The sequence below is a fragment of the Bacillus sp. 165 genome (assembly GCF_017742235.1).
GTDB lineage: Bacteria > Bacillota > Bacilli > Bacillales > Bacillaceae_G > JAGHKQ01.
In genome coordinates, this window is the sequence record NZ_JAGHKQ010000006.1 from 215,870 (window position 1) to 239,282 (window position 23,413).

At 38.4% G+C, this 23,413-nt stretch carries 24 protein-coding genes and 2 pseudogenes; 5 read left to right on the top strand and 21 right to left on the bottom strand.

Annotated elements, in window-relative coordinates; all coding sequences use genetic code 11:
* Window positions 1–55: 55 nt before the first annotated feature.
* The gene (locus J7Q84_RS11805; protein ID WP_209094754.1) at window positions 56–286 is read right to left on the bottom strand and encodes a BTB/POZ domain-containing protein; all 231 of its coding nucleotides are present in this window, start codon (window positions 284–286) and stop codon (window positions 56–58) included.
* Between the two features lie 92 nt (window positions 287–378).
* Window positions 379–720 carry a hypothetical protein gene (locus J7Q84_RS11810; RefSeq protein ID WP_209094755.1) on the bottom strand — a complete coding sequence of 114 codons (342 nt, stop codon included), beginning with the start codon at window positions 718–720 and terminating at the stop codon, window positions 379–381.
* 154 nt (window positions 721–874) lie between these two features.
* On the opposite strand from J7Q84_RS11810, the gene J7Q84_RS11815 reads away from it, so the two are divergent.
* Window positions 875–1,417 (top strand): GNAT family N-acetyltransferase, encoded by a 543-nt coding sequence (locus J7Q84_RS11815; RefSeq protein WP_209094756.1) that lies wholly within the window; start codon window positions 875–877, stop codon window positions 1,415–1,417.
* Window positions 1,418–1,703: 286 nt separating this feature from the next.
* Here the strand turns inward: J7Q84_RS11815 and J7Q84_RS11820 are convergent, their stop codons facing one another.
* On the bottom strand, window positions 1,704–2,879 hold the full coding sequence (locus J7Q84_RS11820; RefSeq protein WP_209094757.1) for a thiolase family protein: 1,176 nt from the start codon (window positions 2,877–2,879) through the stop codon (window positions 1,704–1,706).
* 627 nt (window positions 2,880–3,506) lie between these two features.
* Here J7Q84_RS11820 and J7Q84_RS11825 point away from each other — a divergent pair.
* A complete protein-coding gene (locus tag J7Q84_RS11825) occupies window positions 3,507–3,860 on the top strand; it encodes a group I truncated hemoglobin (protein WP_209094758.1) in 354 nt (117 codons plus the stop codon).
* Between the two features lie 208 nt (window positions 3,861–4,068).
* Here J7Q84_RS11825 and J7Q84_RS11830 read toward each other — a convergent pair whose 3' ends face one another.
* Window positions 4,069–5,043: a S8 family serine peptidase gene (locus J7Q84_RS11830; RefSeq protein WP_209094759.1), complete on the bottom strand. Its 975-nt coding sequence runs from the start codon at window positions 5,041–5,043 to the stop codon at window positions 4,069–4,071.
* Between the two features lie 413 nt (window positions 5,044–5,456).
* Here J7Q84_RS11830 and J7Q84_RS11835 point away from each other — a divergent pair, with 413 nt between their 5' ends.
* Window positions 5,457–6,074 (top strand): YczE/YyaS/YitT family protein, encoded by a 618-nt coding sequence (locus tag J7Q84_RS11835; protein WP_209094760.1) that lies wholly within the window; start codon window positions 5,457–5,459, stop codon window positions 6,072–6,074.
* A gap of 174 nt (window positions 6,075–6,248) precedes the next feature.
* Here the strand turns inward: J7Q84_RS11835 and J7Q84_RS11840 are convergent, their stop codons facing one another.
* From J7Q84_RS11840 to J7Q84_RS11855, 4 genes are read right to left on the bottom strand one after another with little or no spacing between them, the layout of a single operon-like run.
* Entirely contained in the window at window positions 6,249–6,773 is a 525-nt protein-coding gene (locus tag J7Q84_RS11840; protein ID WP_209094793.1) for a chromate transporter, read from the bottom strand.
* Complete coding sequence (locus J7Q84_RS11845; RefSeq protein WP_209094761.1) at window positions 6,773–7,345, bottom strand: chromate transporter; 573 nt, start codon at window positions 7,343–7,345, stop codon at window positions 6,773–6,775. Before J7Q84_RS11845 ends, J7Q84_RS11840 begins: the two co-directional genes overlap by 1 nt.
* 23 nt (window positions 7,346–7,368) lie before the next feature.
* A complete protein-coding gene (locus J7Q84_RS11850; protein ID WP_209094762.1) occupies window positions 7,369–7,569 on the bottom strand; it encodes a hypothetical protein in 201 nt (66 codons plus the stop codon).
* Between the two features lie 27 nt (window positions 7,570–7,596).
* Window positions 7,597–7,941 carry a 2Fe-2S iron-sulfur cluster-binding protein gene (locus J7Q84_RS11855; RefSeq protein ID WP_209094763.1) on the bottom strand — a complete coding sequence of 115 codons (345 nt, stop codon included), beginning with the start codon at window positions 7,939–7,941 and terminating at the stop codon, window positions 7,597–7,599.
* 195 nt (window positions 7,942–8,136) lie between these two features.
* Here J7Q84_RS11855 and J7Q84_RS11860 point away from each other — a divergent pair, with 195 nt between their 5' ends.
* Window positions 8,137–8,937: an aspartate dehydrogenase gene (locus J7Q84_RS11860; RefSeq protein WP_209094764.1), complete on the top strand. Its 801-nt coding sequence runs from the start codon at window positions 8,137–8,139 to the stop codon at window positions 8,935–8,937.
* A gap of 130 nt (window positions 8,938–9,067) precedes the next feature.
* Here the strand turns inward: J7Q84_RS11860 and J7Q84_RS18760 are convergent.
* From J7Q84_RS18760 to J7Q84_RS11895, 8 genes and pseudogenes are all read right to left on the bottom strand, one after another.
* Window positions 9,068–9,274: pseudogene (locus J7Q84_RS18760) on the bottom strand (nuclease-related domain-containing protein); the annotation flags it as partial.
* A 373-nt stretch (window positions 9,275–9,647) separates the two neighbouring features.
* On the bottom strand, window positions 9,648–10,325 hold the full coding sequence (locus J7Q84_RS11865; RefSeq protein WP_209094765.1) for a GntR family transcriptional regulator: 678 nt from the start codon (window positions 10,323–10,325) through the stop codon (window positions 9,648–9,650).
* 148 nt (window positions 10,326–10,473) lie between these two features.
* Window positions 10,474–10,953, bottom strand: a complete 480-nt coding sequence (locus J7Q84_RS11870) for a GlcG/HbpS family heme-binding protein (protein WP_209094766.1) — start codon at window positions 10,951–10,953, stop codon at window positions 10,474–10,476.
* 12 nt (window positions 10,954–10,965) lie between these two features.
* Window positions 10,966–12,438, bottom strand: a complete 1,473-nt coding sequence (locus tag J7Q84_RS11875) for an aldehyde dehydrogenase family protein (RefSeq protein WP_209094767.1) — start codon at window positions 12,436–12,438, stop codon at window positions 10,966–10,968.
* A gap of 78 nt (window positions 12,439–12,516) precedes the next feature.
* Complete coding sequence (locus J7Q84_RS11880; RefSeq protein ID WP_209094768.1) at window positions 12,517–13,245, bottom strand: iron-containing redox enzyme family protein; 729 nt, start codon at window positions 13,243–13,245, stop codon at window positions 12,517–12,519.
* A gap of 217 nt (window positions 13,246–13,462) precedes the next feature.
* Window positions 13,463–14,905 (bottom strand): hypothetical protein, encoded by a 1,443-nt coding sequence (locus tag J7Q84_RS11885; protein ID WP_209094769.1) that lies wholly within the window; start codon window positions 14,903–14,905, stop codon window positions 13,463–13,465.
* An 18-nt stretch (window positions 14,906–14,923) separates the two neighbouring features.
* Window positions 14,924–15,697, bottom strand: a complete 774-nt coding sequence (locus tag J7Q84_RS11890; protein ID WP_209094770.1) for a creatininase family protein — start codon at window positions 15,695–15,697, stop codon at window positions 14,924–14,926.
* A 121-nt stretch (window positions 15,698–15,818) separates the two neighbouring features.
* On the bottom strand, window positions 15,819–16,148 hold the full coding sequence (locus J7Q84_RS11895) for a 2Fe-2S iron-sulfur cluster-binding protein (protein WP_209094771.1): 330 nt from the start codon (window positions 16,146–16,148) through the stop codon (window positions 15,819–15,821).
* Between the two features lie 253 nt (window positions 16,149–16,401).
* Between J7Q84_RS11895 and J7Q84_RS11900 the strand changes: the two genes are divergently transcribed.
* A complete protein-coding gene (locus J7Q84_RS11900; RefSeq protein ID WP_209094772.1) occupies window positions 16,402–16,737 on the top strand; it encodes a hypothetical protein in 336 nt (111 codons plus the stop codon).
* A 65-nt stretch (window positions 16,738–16,802) separates the two neighbouring features.
* Here J7Q84_RS11900 and J7Q84_RS11905 read toward each other — a convergent pair whose 3' ends face one another.
* The 5 genes and pseudogenes from J7Q84_RS11905 to J7Q84_RS11925 form a co-directional block, all read right to left on the bottom strand.
* On the bottom strand, window positions 16,803–17,396 hold the full coding sequence (locus J7Q84_RS11905) for a hypothetical protein (RefSeq protein ID WP_209094773.1): 594 nt from the start codon (window positions 17,394–17,396) through the stop codon (window positions 16,803–16,805).
* Window positions 17,397–17,496: 100 nt separating this feature from the next.
* Window positions 17,497–18,873: an ABC transporter ATP-binding protein gene (locus J7Q84_RS11910; protein ID WP_209094774.1), complete on the bottom strand. Its 1,377-nt coding sequence runs from the start codon at window positions 18,871–18,873 to the stop codon at window positions 17,497–17,499.
* Window positions 18,874–19,171: 298 nt separating this feature from the next.
* The gene (locus J7Q84_RS11915) at window positions 19,172–22,300 is read right to left on the bottom strand and encodes an MMPL family transporter (protein ID WP_209094775.1); all 3,129 of its coding nucleotides are present in this window, start codon (window positions 22,298–22,300) and stop codon (window positions 19,172–19,174) included.
* Between the two features lie 2 nt (window positions 22,301–22,302).
* Complete coding sequence (locus J7Q84_RS11920) at window positions 22,303–22,761, bottom strand: MarR family winged helix-turn-helix transcriptional regulator (RefSeq protein WP_209094776.1); 459 nt, start codon at window positions 22,759–22,761, stop codon at window positions 22,303–22,305.
* A 208-nt stretch (window positions 22,762–22,969) separates the two neighbouring features.
* Window positions 22,970–23,413: pseudogene (locus J7Q84_RS11925) on the bottom strand (alanine dehydrogenase); the annotation flags it as partial.

Consider the following 23,413-nt stretch of genomic DNA (forward strand, 5'->3'; position numbering starts at 1 on the left):
CAGCAGGCATTGTTCCTGCTGTTTCTTTATTTTCTTTGGACTGCATCGCCGCTTTTTATGAGTGTATACAATGACTGCATTCTTGATACTGATAATGAGGAAAATTCTTTGGAAGCCATTCCTTTGCTTGGAATGTGCTTTGGAAAGAGAACCAGCCTCCATCTATTTTATTTCGTTCTATTCCTTTAAATGGTGTTTCCTGCAACAATCGAAACGAGCAAAGTGAGGAATGCAACGTTCCTAATTTTCCAGTTTTATCAACATTTAACCAATATTTAAAATTCATTTGAAATTCCTCCCCTGATGTGAATTTTCTATTTATATCTTTATTCGCTCGTGTAAGCATTTCTCCCTTCTTAAAAACAGCTTTTTATATTCTTATTTTCGTATTTTCATTGGCATAAACAGCAGCATATATATGAAGCTGCCAAACAACATACAACCAGTAAAAATACAGCTGCTTATTATAGCAGACAAGATAGACTCTTCCTGAATACACCATAGAAAAAAAGCTAAAAACGCTCCAATTGCTCCGTATTTTATTCTTTGACGAAAAACATGCCCTTCCAGTACTCCTATTAAAAAGAGCATACCTACGTATATTCGCTCGACCATCGTTATCCAATACAAGGAATGTGTTACCCAACCAAGTGCCAGAAAAAATACCGCATGTACAACAACTATCATCAAAAAATTGAAACAAGCTGCCGCAAGCTTCATCAAGCTTCTTCCTTTCCTTATGTCTGTTATACGGTATGCAGCTTTATCACTCTTGGACAGGGTATACGTTTATACGGAACTGCTTCTTTATCATATTTTTGTTTTCTGTATGATATAATGATTTAATATTCAAAATTATGAAAGAGGGATTTATATGTTTCTACTTCGGATTGATGATGAAATCTCTTTGCAGCTGTTAGAAGCAAACGATGCGGTAGAACTATTTACTATGATTGATGAAAATCGCGAGTATCTTCGCGAATGGCTTCCATGGGTAGATGATATGAAAACAGCAAGCGACTATGACCTCATCTTACCGATGTGGCTTCAGCAGTTTGCCGAAAATAACGGTTTCAATGCAGCCATCCGTTATAACGGGAGGTTTGTCGGTATGATTGGACTGCATGGTATTAACCGGAAGCTTAAACAAACTAGTATCGGATATTACCTAATTGAACAAGTACAAGGAAAAGGCATTATGACACGCTGCGTAAAAGCACTGATAGACTACGCCTTTAATAGATGGGATCTGAATCGTATTGAAATCCGCTGCGGGAAGGAAAATAAAAAAAGCCGTGCTATTCCTAAGCGTCTCGGCTTTACTCAAGAAGGCATCATTCGCGACGGAGAATGGCTGTATGACCATTTTCATGATATTGTGATTTACAGTGTGTTGAAACGGGAGTGGAAAGGGTAAGCAACTACTGATACGGAGCCCTTATAGGGATAAAGTACAACTTCCATTAGGATAGCCGTCTTCCTTATTTGAAACAGTCAGGTTTTTACAACCAGCTGTCTCTTTTTTTGGTTGCGGTTTGATCCTATATTTTTAAATATTTGTTGGCATACTCTTATGATAATGGTAAAAAGTCAGCTGATTTGAAAAAGGATAATTTTTACATTTTCCCCTAAAACAAACTGAGAGACACTTATACATAAAGAAAAAGAACCGCACTGAAAAATACGGTTCTTTCTCAACACTATTATAAGCTTTCAACAAACACTCCTACCCCCATGCCTCCGCCTACACAAAGAGATGCAATGCCCTTCTCCAAGCCTCGGCGCTGCAGTTCATGAACAAGACTCACCGTAATTCGTGCTCCCGTACATCCAATCGGATGCCCTAAGCTAATGCCGCTTCCGTTCACATTCACCTTCTCGCGATTTAACCCTAACTGTTTTTCTACAGCTAAATATTGAGCTGCAAATGCTTCATTTACTTCCAATAAATCTGCATCATGTAAAGTCCATCCTACATTTTGGAGTCCCTTTTGGATAGCTGGAACAGGACCAATACCCATATATAACGGATCGACACCCGCTACAGAGTAGCCTGCGATTCTGGCAAGAGGCTTTACTCCTTTTTCTCTTGCTTTTTCTTCGCTCATGAGAACCAATGCTGCGCTCCCATCATTTAAGCTGGATGCATTTCCTGCTGTGACGCTGCCGTTTTTACGGAAAGCTGGTTTTAGACCCGAAAGCTTTTCGTATGTTAAATCAGCTCTTGGATTCTCATCTTTAGAGATCACTGTTTCTTTTTTCCGTTCCTTGACTGTAATTGGGACAATTTGTGATTCGAAGTAACCGGATTCGATGGCATGAAGTGCTCTTTGATGGCTAAGGAGGGCTGCTTGGTCTTGCTCTTCTCTGGTGATTTTATATTTTTCAACGAGGTTTTCGGCTGTTTCGCCCATCATGATATGATGAATAGGATCTTCTAATATTTCCCAAACCGTATCTGTGATTTGACCATGCTGTAAGCGGTTACCCCAGCGATGTTGTTTGAGAACATAAGGACTTGAACTCATTGCTTCCACTCCGCCGGCAATCACAACATCACTGACACCGAGTTGAATTTGCATAGCAGCACTGATGATGGTCTGCATGCCGGATGCGCATTGACGCTGGATGGTGTAACCTGTTGTTGTATGAGGGAACCCTGCAAGCAAAGCAGATGTGCGTGCAGTATTCGGCTCATCAGTACGCTGGATACAATGTCCTAAAATAATTTCATTTACATCATTGGTTTCAATACCAGCGCGCTTCACAGCCTCCTGCAGCACCGGTACCATTAAATCTGTTGGGGTCAGGCTTTTAAATGCTCCTCCAAATGTTCCAATCGGAGAACGAACAGCAGACACAATCACTACGTTCTTCATAGCTTCTCCTCCTTTTATAATCTACTTCATTGTCTTCATTGCATAGGACAAGTATGAGCTTGTCTTACAATACTAAACTAGAAAATAATGTTTTCATAGGCATAAAGCTCCTTTTTTCGTCATATATATATTGCGACCTAACTTGCTTGATATGTATAACCCCGAGTCAAAAAAGGATGCTTTACCATATACTTGAGACTTTCTTTTGGAAGAAAGTCTCTTTTTTTACTTCTCAGATTCGTTGCTACTAACACCAAACTGAGTGCTAAAAAATTCCTCTCTATACCTTCCATACATTAATTAATAATATAATTCTTCTATTAAACTAAGCAATCTCCCATATCAACACACTGTTTATCTTTTAAAATAGCACCCTCTCCTTCCATATCTTTCTATTTATTATAATGTTAAATTCTAAAAATTCAAAATATTATCTCTTATAAACTATAAATTTAATAAAAAATATGCAGTAAATAATATAAACTTTCTCTAACAGAGATTTTCAAGTTTAAGAAAAAAGGATTTTATATCTCAATGTTTAAAATAATATTGTAGTACATAATTTGTTTATGCTTGATTTATTTTGGCATAATTAGCAAAGAATGAAAAAAAGGAGTGAATGTAAATATGGGAACATTGTATGACAAACTCGGCGGAAAAGAAGCAGTCTCACAAGTTGTGGACAGCTTTTATAAAAAGGTGCTAGCCGATGACAGAATTAATCACTTTTTTGCAAATACAGATATGGAAGCTCAGCGCCGCCATCAAACTGCATTTATCTCCTATGCATTAGGAGGGCCGCAATATACAGGACGTTCAATGGAAAAAGCGCATGAAGGCTTGAACTTACAAGAGGAACAGTGGGATGCAGTTGTAGAAAATTTAGTAACTTCTTTACAAGAGGCAAATGTAGGGGACGAAGATATTAACACAATTGCAGAGCAACTGCTTCCATTGAAACCTCACATACTAGGAAAATAATATAAAAAACGAGTGTACCTTATAAAAAGTCACTCGTTTTTTATATTATCTTGATCCTACCGCATCCATAAACAAATTAGAGATTTCCACAGCTTTTTCATATTGTTTCGTCTCAACATAATAGTCATATAATTGTCGCCCATATCTATTTATAAAAGTGACGCGCTTGCTCGACTCCGGCTATAACATCTCCCAGGCTGCCAGACCCTTATGGACCTAATACACGATATACATACAAGTTTGCATCAGGAGCAACTCCTGTTACTGACAGGCCGTCAGAATTTTCTCCTTGTCCTGCAACAGTCCCTGAAACATGAGTGCCGTGGCTTGTATAAAATGGAACTCCATATTCATTAAATTTAGGCTGTCCAGATTTTTCCCAGTCCTCATATGTCGTTTCCATCGGATCAGAATCATTATCAACAAAATCATATCCGCCTTTAAAAGCCTCTTTTAAATCTGGATGATTGTAATCAATACCCGTATCAATAACAGCTACTTTGACCCCTTTTTCGGTATATCCTTCCTTATGGAGCTTATCAATCCCGAGACACGGTACACTTTCCATCATGTTGGGAGAGCCCTGTTCCGTAGCAGAGTCTGTCTTTGGAGACGGTTCAACAGTCACGGTCACGTTTTTATACAGGGCTTTTACCACGGCTGATTGAAGAAGCTTCTCTACTTCGTTAGCAGGTAGTTTCATAGAAACGCCGTTGTATGCCGTTTTATAAACACGCGTGATGCTATGCTCGGATTTTTTGCTTTTTTGAGAAGTTGGCAGAATCTTCTTTACATCATTTTGAAATGCGGTGTGCTCTTCCTCTATCTTCTTTTTCGCTTGCGCCTCTGTCAATGACTTGCCTTTCCAAGCAGCATCAAGCACTGCAGCCTTTCCAGGTTTGGACTTAAACTCAACAATAACAGATATTTCTTTATCACTCTTTAAATCATTTTCTTCAAACCCTTGCAGTCCCTGGCGTTCATCTGCCACCTGCAGTTGAGTAAGTGCCTCTCGCTGTTCTTTTGTTAGAGAAGACAAAATTTGTTCAGCTGATATACTTTTAGCGGCTGTGGCAGGTATGAACCCGCTTTGAAACGGTGGAAATAATATTCCCATAGAAACAACCGCTACGGCAGAACCTTTGACGACTTTCCCCAATACCCGATTCTTTGATGTTTTCATGTAATCCCTCTTTATTTTTTTGAAAATTTCGATAAAAAACTTCCTGTTAGTAGTGTATAAGAAAGATTACACCCCCTACAATTGGGAAAATTTCCAATAGAATATTAAAAAATGAAATCAAACTTGCATAAGATTGATCATTTTAATAATCAAATTCCTTTGCTATATTCCTATTTTCAAAAAAATAATACGAATATTTATAAGAAATAATAGTACGATAAACTTGGGAAAATAAGGTCTTTTTTTCAAAATTCAGATTATTATTAAATTTAATTGGGAAATTTAGCTTAATCTTATAAGTATAGCGATAAATAAATAGAGTTTAAAAAAGTAATAATTTTTTGCTTTGCACAGTAATTTTGTCCTATTTCCTTTATAATGGATTGATACGACATCAAGAGGAGAGACATCAAATGAAAAGTAGCAGAATTTTCCTATTCATGATAGGAATTATCTTTATAACATTCGGCATCAGTTTAACTATAAAAGCAAATGTAGGATTAGGAGCGTGGGATGCTTTAGCTGTTGGAGAATCGAACACATTCGGATTAACAGTCGGAACATGGATGATTATTAATCAATCGATATTGCTGTTTATTAACGCCTATTTATTACGTGAAAAACCCCAATTTCTTGCGGCTATCACTTTTATACTTATCGGCGTGCTGGTCGATTTTTGGCTGCTTCAGGTGTTTGCTGATTGGAATCCGCAAGACATTGTACAGCGCTGGATGATCCTAATTGTAGGAATTATCATTATCGGCTTTGGAGTATCCCTTTATATACATGCAAAAATGCCTATGCTCAATCCTATCGATACATTTATGGTGGCATTAAAAGCAAGGTTCAATGTCAGCTTAATGACCGCTAAAACATTAGGCGAGCTTGCCGCTCTTATCTTTGCATTCCTATTGCATGGACCAATTAATCTTGGAACTTTAGTTATCACATTTACTATTGGACCTGTAATCCAATTCTTCTCCAAAATGGTGGAACGAATGAAAAACAGAGCAAACGTAGCACCACAATAGTAAGTTACTGAGCGCAGCAACCTTTTTCTTTGGTGCGCTCAGTTTTATTTTCGTATAGCTCAATACTTTGCTGCACCACCTCATTTTTACAATTCACTGGCATACATTATAGCTCCATTTTCTCCTATGTCCTTCTCTCCACATGAAAATAAGCCAAAGGACATATCCCCTAGCTTATAAATTCAGCCCTCCATATACAAGTGCCCCAAATACCACAAACGCAGGGTGTATTTTTACTTTTTCCATTAATATGTAACTGATAATTCCCAAAAAGAGTAACTGTCCAATCCCGATTTGAAGATAGGTGTCTTGAAAGGACCGAAAAGCCATGATGCCAAGTAATACTGCAATTGTCGGCTTAACATACAAAGTCATTCGTTTGACTTGCATAGAGTGGCGATATTTATACAGAATTCCCATCAACGTCAGCATAAGGATAAGAGATGGTGCAACTGTTGCGAATACTGCCAAAAAGGAACCAAATACACCACCTTCATGGAAACCGATATAGCCAGCCATTTTTGTGGCAATCGGGCCCGGTAGCGAGTTTCCCATGGCAAGCGCCTCGTTGAATTCTTGGTTAGTAAGCCAGCCTCGCCCCACTACTTCTTTTTGAATTAACGGAATGGTCGAGGGCCCACCACCATATCCTAAAATATTAGCAACAAAAAACGCCCAAAATATATTCCAATATATCATCACGCTGATAGTCCTTTCACTTTCTTCTTTCCATCTCCCGCCTTGGCGGGCTTTGTTAGTGCAAATAGTAGAAGCGCTCCAATCACAAAACCAGGATGTACATGAAAATATTCAATTACAACAATGCCTAAAATAAGGTGAACAATTGTAACTGGCCATTTCAATCCTTTAACAGAGCTTTGCACAAATTGCCATGTGAGCACACCAAGCATTACTCCAACAACAGGGACGATCGCTTTCGTCATGCCCTGCACCCATTTTAAATCTTTAAATGTAATTAAAGTAGTGAGTAAGATGACCATTAAAATAATCGTAGGCAACGTTGTAGCCACGACAGCATTTATCATCCCAATCATGCCGCCCACTCGGTAGCCGATATAGCCGGCCATTTTTGTATTAATCGGACCTGGCAATGTATTTCCAATAGCGAGTACATCACCAAATTCTTCGTCATTCATCCACTTAAATCGCTCAACCACTTCTTTATGTACTAAAGGAATGGTTGAGGGTCCGCCCCCGTATCCGAGCATACTGCTACGAAAAAAGGCGATAAAGATATTAAATTGTTTCATATAATCATTCCTTTAGTTTTCTGTTAGTTTGCCACAAGGCAAGTACATTTTACACAATTGCCGCAAGATTTTTTCTTTCTTGGGGCAGGCTTATGAGCAAAGTACATACGTACCGCAGCAGCCTCATTGCAAAATGAACATGTTACACCTGTTGGAGCCTTGCGAATATGAGGTAATTCTAATACCTTTAAACCGTCCTTCATATGTTTATCGCATACCCACATACACTTCACCCCTATTTAGAATATTGGTTACTGCGCGGTAATCACTTTCTTTTTCGGATGATCAAGCTTTCTCTTTTTCACTTCTGTTGTGACTTTTTCATCCCAGGAAATGGTAACATCATCCTCTACCACAAATGTTTGACAGCCTAAACGATATCCTTTGTTTAACCACTCATCGCCAAGCTTTCGGCGTTCCTGTACTTTAACCTTATCTACAGTACCTTCTTCAATTTTACAAACGCATGATCCGCAAACGCCCCCTCCGCAGCGGTTCGGAAGTTCTCCGTCATAGCGAAGAGACATACGTAAAATATTTGAGTTCTCCGGTACTTCTAACACTTTTCCACTGGTAGCAAAATTGAGTTTCGGCATATATTAAATCCTCCTCTGAACTTCTTTGGTATACAATATACCATATTTTAAATTTTCTGACAATATATTTTTATAGAAAATAGATTGATTTTGCTTAATTTATATTACTCTATTTGTTTTTTCATACCTGCCTTGTATAATTTTATGTATACCAAATATATTTTACTATTCAAAAAATAAAGAGAGGTGCTACATATGCTCAAAGTTGGATTAATTGGATACGGAGCTATCGGAAAAGATGTCGCAAAGTATATACAAGAAGGAAAAGCCGGAGATGTTACACTAGAAGCTATTCTCGTCCGCGACAAAAATAAGCATGAACACCTTGCCTCTGGTTTCTTTTATGAACATGAAGACACATTTTTTGGATTAGGGTTAGATATTATCATTGAAGCCGCAGGCCATGAAGCTGTATATGCATACGGAAAAGCAGCCCTTTCTTCCGGAAGTGATTTTATCATCGTTTCTGTAGGTGCTCTTGCAGATGATTCACTACTACACGAACTAGAAGCTGCAGCAAAGATTTATAATAAAAAACTCATCATTCCTTCGGCTGCCATTGCCGGCTTAGATCGCGTCGCTGCCTCAATGTTCAATGAGGTGGATGAAGTGAGGCTTGTGACAAGAAAACCTCCGAGTGCCTGGCGCGGCACAATTGCTGAAGAACAAGTAGATTTAGATACATTGACAGAACCTTTTTGCATTTATGACGGTATCGCTAGAGAATCCTCAAAGCTCTTTCCGGAAAGTTCAAATGTTTCTGCTGCTTTAAGCTTAGCTGGTATCGGATTCGAAAGAACACAAGTGCAGGTATACGTAGATCCTGATATAACGCACAATACACATCACATTATTGTGAAGGGATATTTCGGAGAAGTAGAAGTAAAAGTGCAAAATACCCCATCTGCAGACAATCCAAAGTCTGGATACATTGTGGCGATGAGCATTTGCAAAATCTTAAAAAGTGTAACTTCTCCGATTGTAGTTGGAGTGTGAGAATAGTTTTTTCTATTTAAGAAGGCTGATCTTATGATCAGACTAACAGTCAATAGGAAGCTCATACGTCCTTCCTTTATTTGAACCTGAATGTTTTAGATTCATAGAATTGAGAATATTAGTGGCAATAGACCTGGAAGAAATGAAGTGAATCGGACAAGCGAAGATCATGAAAAATGAGGTATCTTTTTTCTGGAAGAAAACTTAAATGATAGTCAAGTGACTGCTCGCCTCGATAACCGGCCCTGCTTTTTGCAAGCTCTTCCTCAATAAGAGGGCGTTTGGGGTGAGATGGCGGCAGTCTTCTCAGCAACGCTTCTAACTTTTGAATCTTCAACGGTTTTTTCGCTCTTTTTTATCATTTTACCAACTCCTCATTCTTAATGAAGTGGATATTCTGTAAAAAGCAGCTCATTCCTGCTTAGAGAACTAAAATTAAGAAGTTACATACGCGAATTTCATTTATTCCAGAAGTAGTTACACTACTTTTTAGAGATTTGCATTACTTCTCACGGTTTTTGCACCGTTCTCGTACTATTTGCACCACTTCCCACACTATTTGCACCGTTTTCGTGATATTTGCACTATTCTCGTACTATTTGCATCACTTCTCGCGATATTTGCACCGTTCTCGTACTATTTGCACCACTTCCCACAGTTTTAACTCGTTACAGTTAAACAAGCTGTGGATTATTATCCCCAGCTTGTTTTTATTTTGTCTTCTCTTTTCGCTTTTCTATGTAGTTCATGTATGCACGTCTGGAATTTTCGATATGTATTCGTGTTAAGTACTCTGCCATTTCTATTTCTTTGTTACGCACAGCCTTCATAATTTCAATATGCTCACGCAATGATTCCTTCCGTCGTCCCGGAGTTTCATAGCCCATATTAGCAGACATATGAATATAGTCCGTTAAGCCGGATAAAATTTCAAACAACTTAGGACTTTTGGCCGCTTTATATAATAAAAGGTTCATTTCAATATGCTCATTTTCAAAGTCATCGTCAGAGTTTCCTTCAATATGAAGAAGCTCTTCAATTTTTTGATCGAATTCTTGTTGAATTTCGTCTGTCATTCTTTGAGCAGCCAGCTTTGCTGCCAGCACCTCTAAAGAAGATAAAATCGTAAATACTTCCATAATGTCTTGATCAGAAATATTAGAAACGATAACACCTTTTCGGGGAACCGTTTTCACAAACCCTTGCGATTCCAAACGGAACAATGCTTCACGGATCGGTGTACGGCTAATATTCAATTTGACAGCGAGCTCACGCTCAATCAAACGATCCCCTGGCTTATAATGCCCTTCTAAAATCATTTCTTTTAAATATCTGTACGCATGTTCACGAACAGACAGCAAATTTGTTTCTGTCCATTCCATATCCATCTCTATCACCTGCTTCTCATATCTTGCCTATTGTTTAAAAGTGTAACAAAATTCCGTAAAAAGTAAATCTATTTCTTTCTATTATAATAAGTTTTTATTAGGAGTACAAAAGGCGGTATAGGTTCCACTCCTAACCGCCCAAATAGTATTATTTTTTAATATCTGCATCCGTTACTACTTCATATCCTTCTTTCACAAGGAGTTCTTGCAAAGCCTGCAGGGCAGCAGTACCCACTGCGGTGTCCTGTTCACCATTTCCTCCGCTGATGCCAATACCTCCAATCACCTCGCCATTCACAACAATCGGAAATCCTCCTACAAACACAGCAAATTTTCCATTTAGCATGTGCTGAATGCCGAATGCTTCATTTCCCGGTAATGCTGGTCCATTCGGTTCTTTATTAAATAAATGAGTAGAACGTTTATGCCCTGCTGCTGTAAAGGCTTTTGCAATCGCAATCTCCGGTCCTGTAATGCGGGCGCCGTTCATGCGTTCAAGTGCAATAACATATCCTCCGTCATCCACAATTGCGATGGTTTCTAGTACATTGATTTCCTCGGATTTTTTCTTTGCTGCTTCTATCATTGCTTTTGCCTCTTCTAGCTCTAATTTCAGTACTTGCTTCATACTATCTCCCCCTTAGCAACCAATATAGACTGTTTTGACTTGTGTAAAGAATTCTAAGCCTACTCTACCAGACTCACGGAAAGTCGACGTGCTCGAACGCTTCAAGCCTCCAAACGGAGCATTCATCAAATTGCCTGTTGTCGTGCGATTCACTTTGACTGTTCCCGCTTGAATATCTTTCGTAAATCGGTGAGCAATCTTCAAATTATTTGTAACAATTGCTGCAGATAGTCCATACTCTACATTGTTAGCAATTGTGATAGCTTCTTCATAGCTCTCCACTTCAATCACAGCTACGACAGGACCAAAAATTTCTTCTTTGGCAATCCGCATATCCGCTGTTACATTCGTAAAAATAGCCGGTTCCACATAGTAGCCTTTTTCGTATTTGCCGTACGCAAGCTGTCTTCCCCCATATACAAGGGTTGCTCCCTCTTCTTTGCCGATTTCAATATACTTGAGCACGTTTTTCAACTGCTTTTCATTTGCCAACGGACCAATTATGACTCCATTTTCAAAGCCGTCACCGATTTTTAATGCACTTGTTTTTTCTATTAACTTTTGAACGTAACGTTCTTTTAGCCCTTTCATAACAAGGACACGACTCGTACCGGTACATGCTTGACCTGTAAGATTAAATCCCCCGTTTACTGTCAAGTCAGCTGCCAAATCTATATCTGCATCGTCCATTACAATTAAAGGATTTTTCCCACCAAGCTCCATTTGTGTTCTTGTGGTAAATGACGTGTTTTTATGAATATGCTCCCCAGCACTAGTAGAACCTGTAAATGTCACTGCCCGAACTGCAGGGTGATTAACTAAACTATCTCCTATATCAGATGAACTACCTGTAATGAAATTGATAACACCTTTTGGAATACCTGCCTTATGCAGTGCTTCGACAAGGCGGTAGGCAATTAATGGTGTATCTGAGGAAGGCTTAAAGACAACTGTATTACCCGTAATAAGAGCTGGAGCGATTTTTCGTGCTGGAATGGATAAAGGAAAGTTCCAAGGAGTAATAACGGTAATAACTCCGAGCGGTTCTCGCTCTGTTGTTACTTTCATATTTGGATCATCATTTGGGAAGGTCTCTCCTGTAAAGCTTTGCCCTTCGATAGCATAGTAACGAAGCGTTTCAGCTGAACGAAGCACCTCCTGCTTGGCAGCACCTATAATTTTTCCTTCCTCTCGTGTTAATTCTTCTGCCAGTTGATCCACATTTTGTTCGAGAAGAGCTGCCGCTTTATTCAAAATTGCAGCACGCTTTGAAGGAGAAGCCTGTGCCCAAGCAGGAAAAGCCCGACTTGCCGCTTCAATCGCATCCTTCACGTCTTGCTTAGATGACGCCTGAAATCCCCCGACAATATCATCTTTATTGGCAGGGTTCACACTTTGAAAAGTTGCACCAGCTTGTGAATCTACCCACTTTCCATCTATGTAATTTTTATAGGTTTCTACTTTAGTAGTTAGCAACTGTATCATCCTTTCTTAATAAGATGGCAGTTCCCTAAATTAGGAAACTGCCACTTTTGTTTTCATATAAAACTCGTGCTCTTTTGATTATGCTTGCACTAAAGCACCAAGATCCTGCTCAAGATACTCTCTCCATAAACCATCCATGTACATGCGGCGCATTTTCGCTCCTGTGCGGACAACCTCTAAGCAACGCTGCTGCAGCTCCGGAGTGTCAGCGTGGTCAAGCACGATTTTGTAACCGCGCTCGCCATGAATTTCATCGGAAACGATATGAAGGTCGAAAAATTCAATTTCTTCATCTGTGAAACCGTATTTTTCACGCAGCGCTGGCGTTTGTTTACGATAAATGTCTGGTACTTGAGACTCCAGTCCTACTACCAATGCAGCCGTTGCAACTACGAAATTTTCACGTGCTGCCACTGCGTAACACCAGCTTTGCAGACCTAATGTAGTCGCAGCCATATTTTCAGGGTTTATTACCCGTTCACGAGTAGTACCACAAGCTTCTGCAAAACGAATTAATAAATCTGTATGACGATCGCCTGCAATTTCTTCCTCGTACATATTTTGTAAAGTGAAATCCTTTGCATCTTCATACTGTGGTAAATTTGGAGTGTTATGATAGATATACGCCAAGTAATCTGCAAAAGGTCCCACATAATGGTAATGATTTTCAGCCCAGCGTGCGAAATGCTTACGCTCTAGCTTCCCTTCAGCCCACGCAATAGTAAATGGCGCCTTTTGGCTGTGATTTCCTTTAATCGCTTCCTCTAACTCTTTACGAAACTCATCTTTGGATAATAATCTAGTCATCCAAACTCCTCCTCTACTTTGTATATGTAGTATTATTGATTATCAAAACAATGTATACCAAACACTTCTTAATATACATAACTCTCATCAAAATGAGGTTATTTCCCTATAAATTGCATTTGGTATACCAACTGACTTTATAGTAACCTATCATTTTTTGTTTGTAAATATATTTTTATTAAATTTTCTAACTTTTCTAAAATTTAATAAATACGCTCTACCATATAACAATGGCAATAATGGTAGAGACAATCATACCAAGGAGTACAGGAAAAAAGTTTTTCCTAGCAAGATCCAAGACTGAAACACCACAAAAACCAGCAACGGCTACTAAGGATGACCAAGCAATGATAGTTCCGCCACCTGTCCAAATAGCCCCCATTTGTCCGATAGCTCCCAACGTTCCCGAATCTACGCCAACGCTAGATGACATTGCACCCGATAATGCTCCTACGAGTGGTAAACCAGAAAACCCTGATCCGTCTAACCCTGTAATTATTCCCACTAAGAGTACACTAAATGAAGCAAGCACTGAATTTTGCGGAATATGGGCTTGCGCTGCTTGGATTAAATCAAATAAGAAAGCCGGCTTTGCTGCATCTTCTCCAAGAGATAAGATGGATGGTGTAAAATCGCTGTTTCCAAGAAAAAAGAATCCCGCAATTGGAATAACTGGTCCCATTGCCCGGAACGCAAATACAAAGCCTTCTGTAAGATGATCACTGATTTTATCCAAAGCTTGCAACCGTTTAAAGGATACACATGCTAAAATTAACAGCATAGTTGCTACCCCGCCTATAAAGGCAGCACCGTCTCCTCCTTCAAATCCTCCTGATTTTCCGCCGATTTTTGTGGAAAACATAAATAAAATGACTGCAAGAAGCGAAAGTGGAACTAACACCGCAAAAACTTTCCCCCATTTTTCACGCTCTGGGCTGTTTGCCGTTTCTGTCGTTGCTGCTATTTCTCCTTGAGACGAATTGTTCATCATTTGCAACTGTTGCTGTAATGTATCGCTATCAGGCTTTTGTATCGTTTTTCGCATTGTCAAATATACAGTGGTAATTGCCACTCCCCCTGTAATTAAAGACAAAATCATCGCTTTATCTGCTACAGATGCTGTTGGAATACCAGCAGATTTTGCAGTAAGCATTGGTGCAATCTGCATAATATAATCTGAAGATAGTGCCATACCTTGTCCGGCAATCGAGACCGTAATAGCGCACAGCATCGGAGGCAATCCCGCACGGATGGCTACGGGCACTAGTAATGCACAAATAAGCGGAACTGCTGGCGTTGGCCAGAAAAACAGGGAGATTACGTATGTAACCACCATCAACACAAGAAAGGAAATATGTCCGTTTTTCATTACTTTTTGCATCGGTGCAATCATTTTTTCATCTGCTCCAATGTCTTTGAGCGATTGCAGTAAGCTAACCATAAATGTAATAATCAAGAAAATAGTAAACAATTCCTTTGCAGCAACCAAGTTTGCATTAAACATAGCTTGAAATCCAGAAATGATTGAGCCTTTATACACGGCGGCTACAAGAAAGGTTCCTGCCAATGTAGGCAGTACAACCCCTTTTCGAAATAACATAGTCACAATAATAACAAGCGTCACAACAGCATATAACCAATGAGCAGCAGTTAATTCCACAAAACTTCATCCTCTCTTTTATAGATATTTACATTCTGTTTCTAGATGCAATAGCTTATAGAGTTCGGTTGAAAGATTGTCAAGCGCTTCTTCTACGATTTGTTCCCCTGTTTCAATACTTGCCTTTGTTGCATCCCCAATACAGCCGTTAATTGTCATTTCTTCGTATCGATAAAATCCTTGAATAGCCTCGCCTGGCCGAAGCTGCTTCCATCTGCCTCCCGGTTGGATATCTCCTTTTGTAATTTTATTTGGTCGAATTAAATGCGGCGCTAAGTAGAGTGCTTCTGATACTTCCCGCTCACAGCTGTGACCGAACAAAGAAGAGTGGATAGATTGTGAGATTGCTAGTTTAGCCGATGCTGTGGTTTTGGCGTAATAAATTTCTGCTGCAAGTTCTTCTGTCAGCGTTGTACAGGCAACGTTTAATGTCGACTGATTGCCGCCGTGCGAATTTAAAAATAAAAATTTGTGGATTCCATGATGCTGAAGTGAGACAATTATATCTTTTAAGATAGCAATAAGAGTGGATGGTTTCAGTGCAATGGTTCCTGGGAAATTTAAATGATGATGTGATACTCCCATATTTACAGTAGGTGTCACTATTACATGAGGGTACATTTTTTCTGCCAATTTGCCAGCCATCTTTTCAGCCAGTACCGCATCACAGCTTTCGACCATATGGGGACCGTGCTGCTCATGCGCTCCGATTGGAATAATGGCAATTTTAACTGTTTGAAGAGCGTCCTTTACTTCTTCCCAAGTCATCTCGGGCAATAAGTATGCTTTCACTGTTTCACCTCCTTTCATAATATGTATCCGCTTTCATGGTTTTTTCCAGTTGTATCCCACTACTATCATGATGAGTAATTCATAGGGTATTTTGTATACCTAATGTAATAACAAAAAATCATTATGCTTGTACCTGTTTTGAAGCTTTTGACTTCCCAGCAAGCACATTGTCTTGTGAAATGACAATATCATGTTTGATTGTTAACTGACAGCATAAACGAATGTTTTCTTCCAACTTTTCACCAAGCATTTTTTGTTCCTTCCAGTTTGGCGGATCAAGGTGCTCATTTCCTTCTATTACCTTGCATGCACACTTTGTACATTTTCCCATTCCACATCCGTATTTCAGTTTAGGAAATTGCCGGATACCCGCCAATACTACTAAATTCGCATTTTCACGTACTTCTTGTTCAATCATTTCTCCTTCTACATGCAAGCGTACCTTCGGCATACATACCCCTCCAATTTAAATTTTTATAAAATTCAAAATTTTATTTAGATTATAATTGGATTTTTTTAGAAAGTAAACACTGTTGTTAGATTATTTACCAAGGAAATATTTTACATACCATTGTCCCTTTCTTATTTTATTAAAAATTCAGAAAATAATATTGATTAAATATAGTTTATGTACTACACTATAAATAGAAAATTGGTATACAAAATACCTGTCGTACTACTAATAAAATGGGGAGTGTGCAGATATGGGAAAATATATTGTGTTGACTAATAAAAATACCTTTCAAACTATTGTAGATAACGAAGGTCTTCGACCATTGGAAACCTATCATTTCTACTTTTTTGATGAACTAAAAGCAAAGTATACCATTGCCGAAGTGATGGACGATAATATTAAAATCAAGCTGTACGAAAAATATGAAGGAAGGGAATATGTAAATGAAATCCGCGTAAAGTTCTTTGAAACATTTGACACTATTGAAGCGGCACAAGAAGAGTTGTATGAAATTGTAAAAGCTTCCGGAAACAGCGAGGACTCTAAATATTCTAAACTCATAAAATCAGATGAAGTAGCTGTATAACAGCCAATATAACCAGCACTCTACTTGTAGTGCTGGTTATGTTTGTAACTTATATAATTTTACTGTTATTCATATAAAACGGATGCTTTTGCGTTTATAATAGCGCGATATGTTTGCTCACCCGACTTAGACTGCCCCTGCTGCTCCTTATTTACTAAAAAAACTTCTATCCTAAAGTCATCTGCTTTACAAGGTGTTTCCGTTTGAAATAAATAGTAGCTTTTACCCTCAAAGTCATATTTCAGGTGTTCTTCAAAAAGAGGCGATATCGCTGAAAAAGTATACATATTTGTATCTTTATTCGGTTTTGCACCTACTGAAATTCGAATGATTTTCTCTGATATAACGCCTTGTTTTTTATTCTCCTCAGATAATGGATGATCTTCTAATGTTAAAACGTATATATACACTTTTTTGTTTGTATTATAGTATTCTCCAATTTTAAAGGTATTGTTATTATACCCCATGTTAAATACTTCTTGTTGACTTGTATAAGAGATTGTTTTATTTTTCACGGTTGGTAAATCCAATATTGACATAAAAGATTCAGCAATTTTTACAGTCTTTAGTTCTTTCTTTGGTTGAGTTGAATCGCAAGCTGTTGCCGTCAATAGGCATCCTGCTATTAAGATGCTTGCCCCCCACTTTTTAATCTTCATCCTCCCCCTCATATCTAATTTTCCTATATTTTATATCATGAAAAAGAGGAGAATCAATTAATAAGAAAACGGTAACCTTTGCCTGTTGCCGTTTTTCCCTCTATAGAAACCATTCCAATCCAAACAGATACAGCATGACAATGCCTAGGTAACTTATCGTAAACGGAATATTCCAATTGGATACCTTAAACGAGTTTTCTTTCACGATACTAGACATTAGCCCAATTGTTGCATTATATGGACCTACTAAAAACGCAGAAACTGCTCCAGCCAATAAAGAGACTGTTAAAATATGTGGTGAAATTCCCAATCCTTTCGGGTCCAACGCCTCTGCCATCAATGCGAGAGTTACCGCAGGGTGAAGCCCTGTGAATGCGAATGCCAACGGTATTAGCGGCAATACAATTAAAAATGCCTCTACCCCTACCATATCCTTAAATTGTGTAACAGCCATATTAACAGCTTCATTTATGTTGGCCGCTTTTACAGCAGATATAAAAAAGCCAGCAGACAAAAAAATAAAAAATTGATCTTTCATTTTATCAGAATAAGAATGAAAATACTCTTGCAAGCTATGTAAAAATGGCTTTGTTTGCTTTATCAAAAAAGACCAGCCAAATGCAAACGGAATAACCAGTAAGGATACAATAATAACAAAAGGGTAAGAAAAAAGATGCTCAGCAAATGAAATAATCAAATTGAACAGAAGAATCGCCATAAAAATATGAACTACTCTGCCATAAGGGGGTACTCCTTGCACAGAAGCTGCCGTTTCATCTTCTATCCCATCAATACGCATTCCTCGCGTTACACTTTTTCTTGCACTTCTTGCCGCCAATATCCAATCTAATGCTAATCCCAATACGCTTAACGGCAGAACAAATGGTAAAATAGAAACCCAGCTCACACCAGTTACGCTGATTACGATCCCCACAATAGGGGTAATAGGTGCCCATACTAGCGGCATTGCAAATCCATGAGTAATGGCTCGGCTCATAAACCGTTCTTCTTTTGTAATGGAAAAAAGACTTAAAGACGGACGAATAGAATAGTACGTCATTGGCAAGGTTGCCAGATTCATAAACATACTTAAAAAATAAGAAATGCCGGATGTCATAATATACAAATGTCCGGAGGTTTTCACCTTTTTCTGTATAATCGTTTGGATACCTTTTGCATAGCCACCCAGTCTCACCGGAGACCCTAAAATCGGGATTAATGCAAATAAAGTAAGCAAGTCCAGCATAGGACCGAATGAAAGAATATATTCTTTCCAGTCTGCCCCACTTCTCCAAAGAAGCAGTACACCTGTCAGTAAAAAAACACTTCCTACCATTCTAACAAACGCCCTTACTGTAAACAGCGCATAAAAAATAATAACAACACATAAAGCAGAAATCCAAAATTGCATATCCCATTGAAACAAAGTAGAAAACAAATAAGAAAAAATCACAAACATAAATACATATTTTAACATCGCATCACCAACATTTTTATTTTGGTATACCAAAAATGATTTTTATAGCTATTTTACTAGTGATTATAACATATATATCTATTTTTGGTATACAATTTTATTGTTTTTCCCTATTTATATGATAAAATACACATATAAAGCTAAGGGAGAGGGATACGAATGTTTCATTATTTATTCCGATCAAAGAAAGCAGCAGAAATAGCAGAGCAAAAACTTGAGAGACTTAGGAAAATCTTAAAGTTTTAACTAAAAACACCTCTTCATAAGAGGTGTTTTTAGCTATGTCTATATTAAATCATCAGTTTGCTTCTCTTTTAAAAGGCCACCAATTTGCTTTGCCAAAGCTTTTAACCATAACAGGAATAAACAACGGCAATATGACAAAAGCATATAAAAGCAAACCGATTAATACAATGGAAGCAATTTGTAATAAGGATAACATTCCAGACGGCATCATTGCTGCAAATGTTCCTCCTAAAATAATTACAGCCGATATAATCACTGTCCCCATCTTTTTCATGGCAAGCAGCATCGCTTCATGTACAGATAAATTTTGATATTCATTGAAACGGTCCATAAGGAAAATACTATAATCGACTCCTAAAGCTATAAGAATTACAAATCCAAAGAATGGAACAGCCCAACTAATGCCTGTATAATCCAATATATTAACAAAAATGACTTCATTCATTGCCATTGATGTATAATAGGCTAATATTAAGGAGCCGATTAGATAGATTGGCATAATTAGAGAGCGGAACATAAAAACTAGTATAATAGAAATTCCGAATAACATAAGAACAACAGTACGAGAATAATCATTTGCTGACATAGTATTTAAGTCTTTATTTGTACTTGTAATTCCACCAACAGCCACAACTGCATTTTCTAATTTCGTGCCTTTTGTTGCCCTCTTTACAGCTTCTTTGATTTTAGGAACTTGATCCATCGCTGCATGTGAATACGGATTTACCTTAAGAACAACGTCCATGGTCATAATTTTACGATTTGTCGACATATACGTATCCAATGCTTGCTTGAAATCAGCACTCGCTAACACTTCTTTCGGCAAGTAAAAGCCATTTGAATCCGAAGCCTCCGCTAAGCCTGATAAATACATTTGAGCGGAACCAAGGCCGTCCGATACTTGGTTTAATCCGTCTACGCTTTTATCAAGACCGTCCGTCAGTTGACTTAATTGAGCACCTAAACCGCTAAACCCATCAAGCAGCTGCTGCTGACCTACATTGACTTCTTCTAAGCCATTTGAAAGCTTTGGCATATTAGAGGCAATTTTCCCTTGCCCATCAGCAAGCTGATTTAATCCGGCAAGCTGTTGGTCAAGACCGTCAATTAAAGCTTCTAGCCCTGACACTACATTCTGTTGTCCTGCTATCGCTTTAGAAAAGCCTATATTTGCTTGGTTCATACCTGTTGTAATTTGTGATAATCCAACATTTAATTGATTAAATCCAGCTGATAAAGCTGGCACTTCTTGCTGAAGCGCTCCTATTGACCCTTTTATCTGTTGATACTGAGCATCGTTTTGTAATCCGTCATATTTGTTTTCAAGATCAGTAAAGTCTTGTTGCTTAATCTGCCCTAATGATTCAGACAATGCAGATAATCCGTTGCCGATTTCACCGTATTGCGTGTTTAAATAATTTAAATTTCCTTGTATATCTTGATACCCTGTTAAAATCTCTTTATAGCTTGCAATCAGCTTTTCACTTCCTGCTTTTGCTTGTTCCAATCCATTTTTTATACTAGTAGACCCTGCTGAGCCTTGACGAATGCCATCTTCAATTTTAAAAAGATTTGTTTGAATCTCCGTTAATCCAGATTGAATAACTGATGTTCCTGAAATTAGACCGTCGATACCCTTGGATGCATTATTAATCTCCGGCTCTGATTGAGAGAGTTTATTCCCTGCTTCATCCAGCCCTTCACTAATTTTATCCAGTCCTGTTTTTCCTTCGCCAAGTCCTTCACCAAGCGTCTCTGCTTGCTTCCAAACAAAGAAATCTTCGATTGGCTCTCCAACCGGTCTTGTAACAGAACGGATATTATCGACTAAGTCTACTTTTTCCAGCTCTTGACTAATTTTTTCTACTAACCCAATATACTCGACAGAATCCATTCTTTCATCATTTTTTACTACGATTTGTATCGGCATGGATTCACCGGGACCAAAGCTATCAGCTATAGCATTAAAAGCCTTGATTGAAGGAACATCTCCACTTATTTCCTCCAAAGAATTAAAAGATAATTTCCCGTCATACGTTATTAAAAAAGGAACACAAACAAAAGCAACAATCAATAAGGAAATAAAAGGACGAGCGAGTGAAAATCTTCCTAAACCGGTCCAGATTTTGCTATCGCCATGCTCTAATTTTCCTTTTGAAGGCCAAAATACTTTTCTGCCTAAAACAGCCATAAAAAAAGGAACAATGGTAAATAGGGCAACTAATAAAACCGCAACCCCTACAGCTACCGCAGCAGCTGATTGATATAGCTTAAATTGAGAAAACGCAATCGCTGCAAAACCAATCATAACCGCGGCACCGCTAAAAAATACGGTACGCCCTGCATTCCGATATGTTTCGACGATGGCTTCTGCGATGCTTTCTTTTTGGGACAGCTCTTCCTTAAAGCGGCTCAACAATAAAATACAGTAATCCGTTCCAATCCCAAACAATATCGCAACTAAAAAGATTTGCGTATAACTTGAAATAGGAAAATTAAACTTATCTACTAAAATCGAGACAATAGATTGAGAAGCCAGATACGTGATTCCGACAGTCAAAAGTGGAATAACCGGTGCTATAACAGATCTGAACACAAGGAGCAGAACACTTAAAATAAACACGACTGTTATCCCTTCTGTCTTTTTCAGTCCTTCTTCTGAGCTTTTCATAAGATCCTCATTGATCATCCAGCTTCCAGTATAATAATGATCCACTTTTACATTTTCTATTGTGCTGTATAATGCCTCACTAACCTCACGCGGTTGGCGGTCATTCCAATTCATGGTCACCAGCGCTAAAATAGATTTCCCGTCTTTCGATACAAGCTGCTCCTTTAAACTTTCTTCATTAAAATGTGTAAGGATTTTTTCAATGCCTAATTGAGCTTTCTTGTCTTCCAAGAGTTGTACTGCTTTTTCTGCTTGCGCAACTTCATTTTTTGTCAGCTTTTTTTCATTGTGAAAAACAAGGGCGACTTGCGTTTGTTTTCTATCTCCTTCATCTGACTGTGTCTCCTTCATAATTTCTGATGCTAATGAGGAAGAATATCCTTTTGGAACATCCAATTGTCCTTTTTCACGAACAAGACCGGCCATATTAGGTGCTGTCATAAACAATCCGACAACAATAACAATCCAAGCTATAAGTATGAACCACTTACTTTTAATAATGGTACTCATGGTTATTCCAACTCCCCATCTTTGATTTCTGTCAGCACTCCATTCAGCTTTTCATATATTTCAAGAAATTGCTTAATTTCTAGATCCCCAAATTTTTTAATAATTTTTTCCACCAGCTTCTGAATTCTCTCTTCTGTTTTTACATACATTTCCTTTCCTTTATCAGTTAGCGTTAAATACACTATACGCCGATCATTTTCATCACGAGTTCGTTGAACCAGCCCTTTTTCCCACAACCTCGTAATAATGGCAGTGATAGCGCTTTTTTTCACCTGAAACACTTCTGCTAATTCTGATGATGTACAAGGTCCGGCTTGGTTTATGTACCTCAGCATATAATGCTGATCATTCGTAAGATCACTGCCGATTTGTTCTTTTACAAGAGTTTCTGCTTTATTCATTACAGAAAAAGAAACAGCAATATATCGATCGACTAAATCCTTAATATTTTCTTCACTCATCTTCTATTACCTCACTATTAAATGGTTCTCATGTTTAATTGTTCAATAGTTTAACTATTTTCAATACATACTTTATCTTTTGGCACAAGAAAAGTCAATACTTAAAAAAACGCATTCTTTTCCTTACTGATTTAGTAGTCTGCGAGACTGAATCCAAACAAATAAAAACAGACTGCCAGGATTTTCCCAGCAGTCTGCTTAAGCTAACTTACGCCATAACTGGCGCTTTCTCTAATAAAGCTGAAGCATTCGCATATGCTAAATCATGCGCTTCTGCAACAGCTTGATACGTTACATAACCGTCTAATGTGTTGATTCCTTTTAGTAATGCTGTGTTGTCTAAGCATGCTTGCTTATAGCCTTTGTTTGCAATTTGCACTGCGTAAGGCACTGTCACGTTTGTTAGCGCGATTGTAGAGGTACGAGGTACTGCACCCGGCATATTCGCTACTGCATAGTGAACCACACCGTGCTTATCATACGTTGGCTCATCGTGTGTTGTGATACGGTCTGTCGTTTCAAAAATTCCGCCTTGGTCGATAGCGATATCTACTACGACAGAGCCCGGCTCCATCGATTGAATCATTTCTTCCGTTACTAGCTTCGGCGCTTTTGCACCTGGAATTAACACTGCACCAATTACTAAGTCAGA

What these genes read in the sequence shown, in the direction of transcription:
- J7Q84_RS11840 (WP_209094793.1), bottom strand. Translation starts at nt 6,773, where the DNA reads ATGATATATTGGAATATATTTTGGGCGTTTTTTGTTGCTAATATTTTA.
- J7Q84_RS11805 (WP_209094754.1), bottom strand. Translation starts at nt 286, where the DNA reads ATGAATTTTAAATATTGGTTAAATGTTGATAAAACTGGAAAATTAGGA.
- J7Q84_RS11830 (WP_209094759.1), bottom strand. Translation starts at nt 5,043, where the DNA reads ATGAAAACATCAAAGAATCGGGTATTGGGGAAAGTCGTCAAAGGTTCT.
- J7Q84_RS11820 (WP_209094757.1), bottom strand. Translation starts at nt 2,879, where the DNA reads ATGAAGAACGTAGTGATTGTGTCTGCTGTTCGTTCTCCGATTGGAACA.
- J7Q84_RS11905 (WP_209094773.1), bottom strand. Translation starts at nt 17,396, where the DNA reads ATGAAGATTAAAAAGTGGGGGGCAAGCATCTTAATAGCAGGATGCCTA.
- J7Q84_RS11855 (WP_209094763.1), bottom strand. Translation starts at nt 7,941, where the DNA reads ATGCCGAAACTCAATTTTGCTACCAGTGGAAAAGTGTTAGAAGTACCG.
- J7Q84_RS11910 (WP_209094774.1), bottom strand. Translation starts at nt 18,873, where the DNA reads ATGTTAAAATATGTATTTATGTTTGTGATTTTTTCTTATTTGTTTTCT.
- J7Q84_RS11880 (WP_209094768.1), bottom strand. Translation starts at nt 13,245, where the DNA reads ATGACTAGATTATTATCCAAAGATGAGTTTCGTAAAGAGTTAGAGGAA.
- J7Q84_RS11920 (WP_209094776.1), bottom strand. Translation starts at nt 22,761, where the DNA reads ATGAGTGAAGAAAATATTAAGGATTTAGTCGATCGATATATTGCTGTT.
- J7Q84_RS11900 (WP_209094772.1), top strand. Translation starts at nt 16,402, where the DNA reads ATGGGAAAATATATTGTGTTGACTAATAAAAATACCTTTCAAACTATT.
- J7Q84_RS11915 (WP_209094775.1), bottom strand. Translation starts at nt 22,300, where the DNA reads ATGAGTACCATTATTAAAAGTAAGTGGTTCATACTTATAGCTTGGATT.
- J7Q84_RS11865 (WP_209094765.1), bottom strand. Translation starts at nt 10,325, where the DNA reads ATGGATATGGAATGGACAGAAACAAATTTGCTGTCTGTTCGTGAACAT.
- J7Q84_RS11825 (WP_209094758.1), top strand. Translation starts at nt 3,507, where the DNA reads ATGGGAACATTGTATGACAAACTCGGCGGAAAAGAAGCAGTCTCACAA.
- J7Q84_RS11850 (WP_209094762.1), bottom strand. Translation starts at nt 7,569, where the DNA reads ATGTGGGTATGCGATAAACATATGAAGGACGGTTTAAAGGTATTAGAA.
- J7Q84_RS11835 (WP_209094760.1), top strand. Translation starts at nt 5,457, where the DNA reads ATGAAAAGTAGCAGAATTTTCCTATTCATGATAGGAATTATCTTTATA.
- J7Q84_RS11895 (WP_209094771.1), bottom strand. Translation starts at nt 16,148, where the DNA reads ATGCCGAAGGTACGCTTGCATGTAGAAGGAGAAATGATTGAACAAGAA.
- J7Q84_RS11875 (WP_209094767.1), bottom strand. Translation starts at nt 12,438, where the DNA reads ATGATACAGTTGCTAACTACTAAAGTAGAAACCTATAAAAATTACATA.
- J7Q84_RS11870 (WP_209094766.1), bottom strand. Translation starts at nt 10,953, where the DNA reads ATGAAGCAAGTACTGAAATTAGAGCTAGAAGAGGCAAAAGCAATGATA.
- J7Q84_RS11815 (WP_209094756.1), top strand. Translation starts at nt 875, where the DNA reads ATGTTTCTACTTCGGATTGATGATGAAATCTCTTTGCAGCTGTTAGAA.
- J7Q84_RS11845 (WP_209094761.1), bottom strand. Translation starts at nt 7,345, where the DNA reads ATGAAACAATTTAATATCTTTATCGCCTTTTTTCGTAGCAGTATGCTC.
- J7Q84_RS11810 (WP_209094755.1), bottom strand. Translation starts at nt 720, where the DNA reads ATGAAGCTTGCGGCAGCTTGTTTCAATTTTTTGATGATAGTTGTTGTA.
- J7Q84_RS11860 (WP_209094764.1), top strand. Translation starts at nt 8,137, where the DNA reads ATGCTCAAAGTTGGATTAATTGGATACGGAGCTATCGGAAAAGATGTC.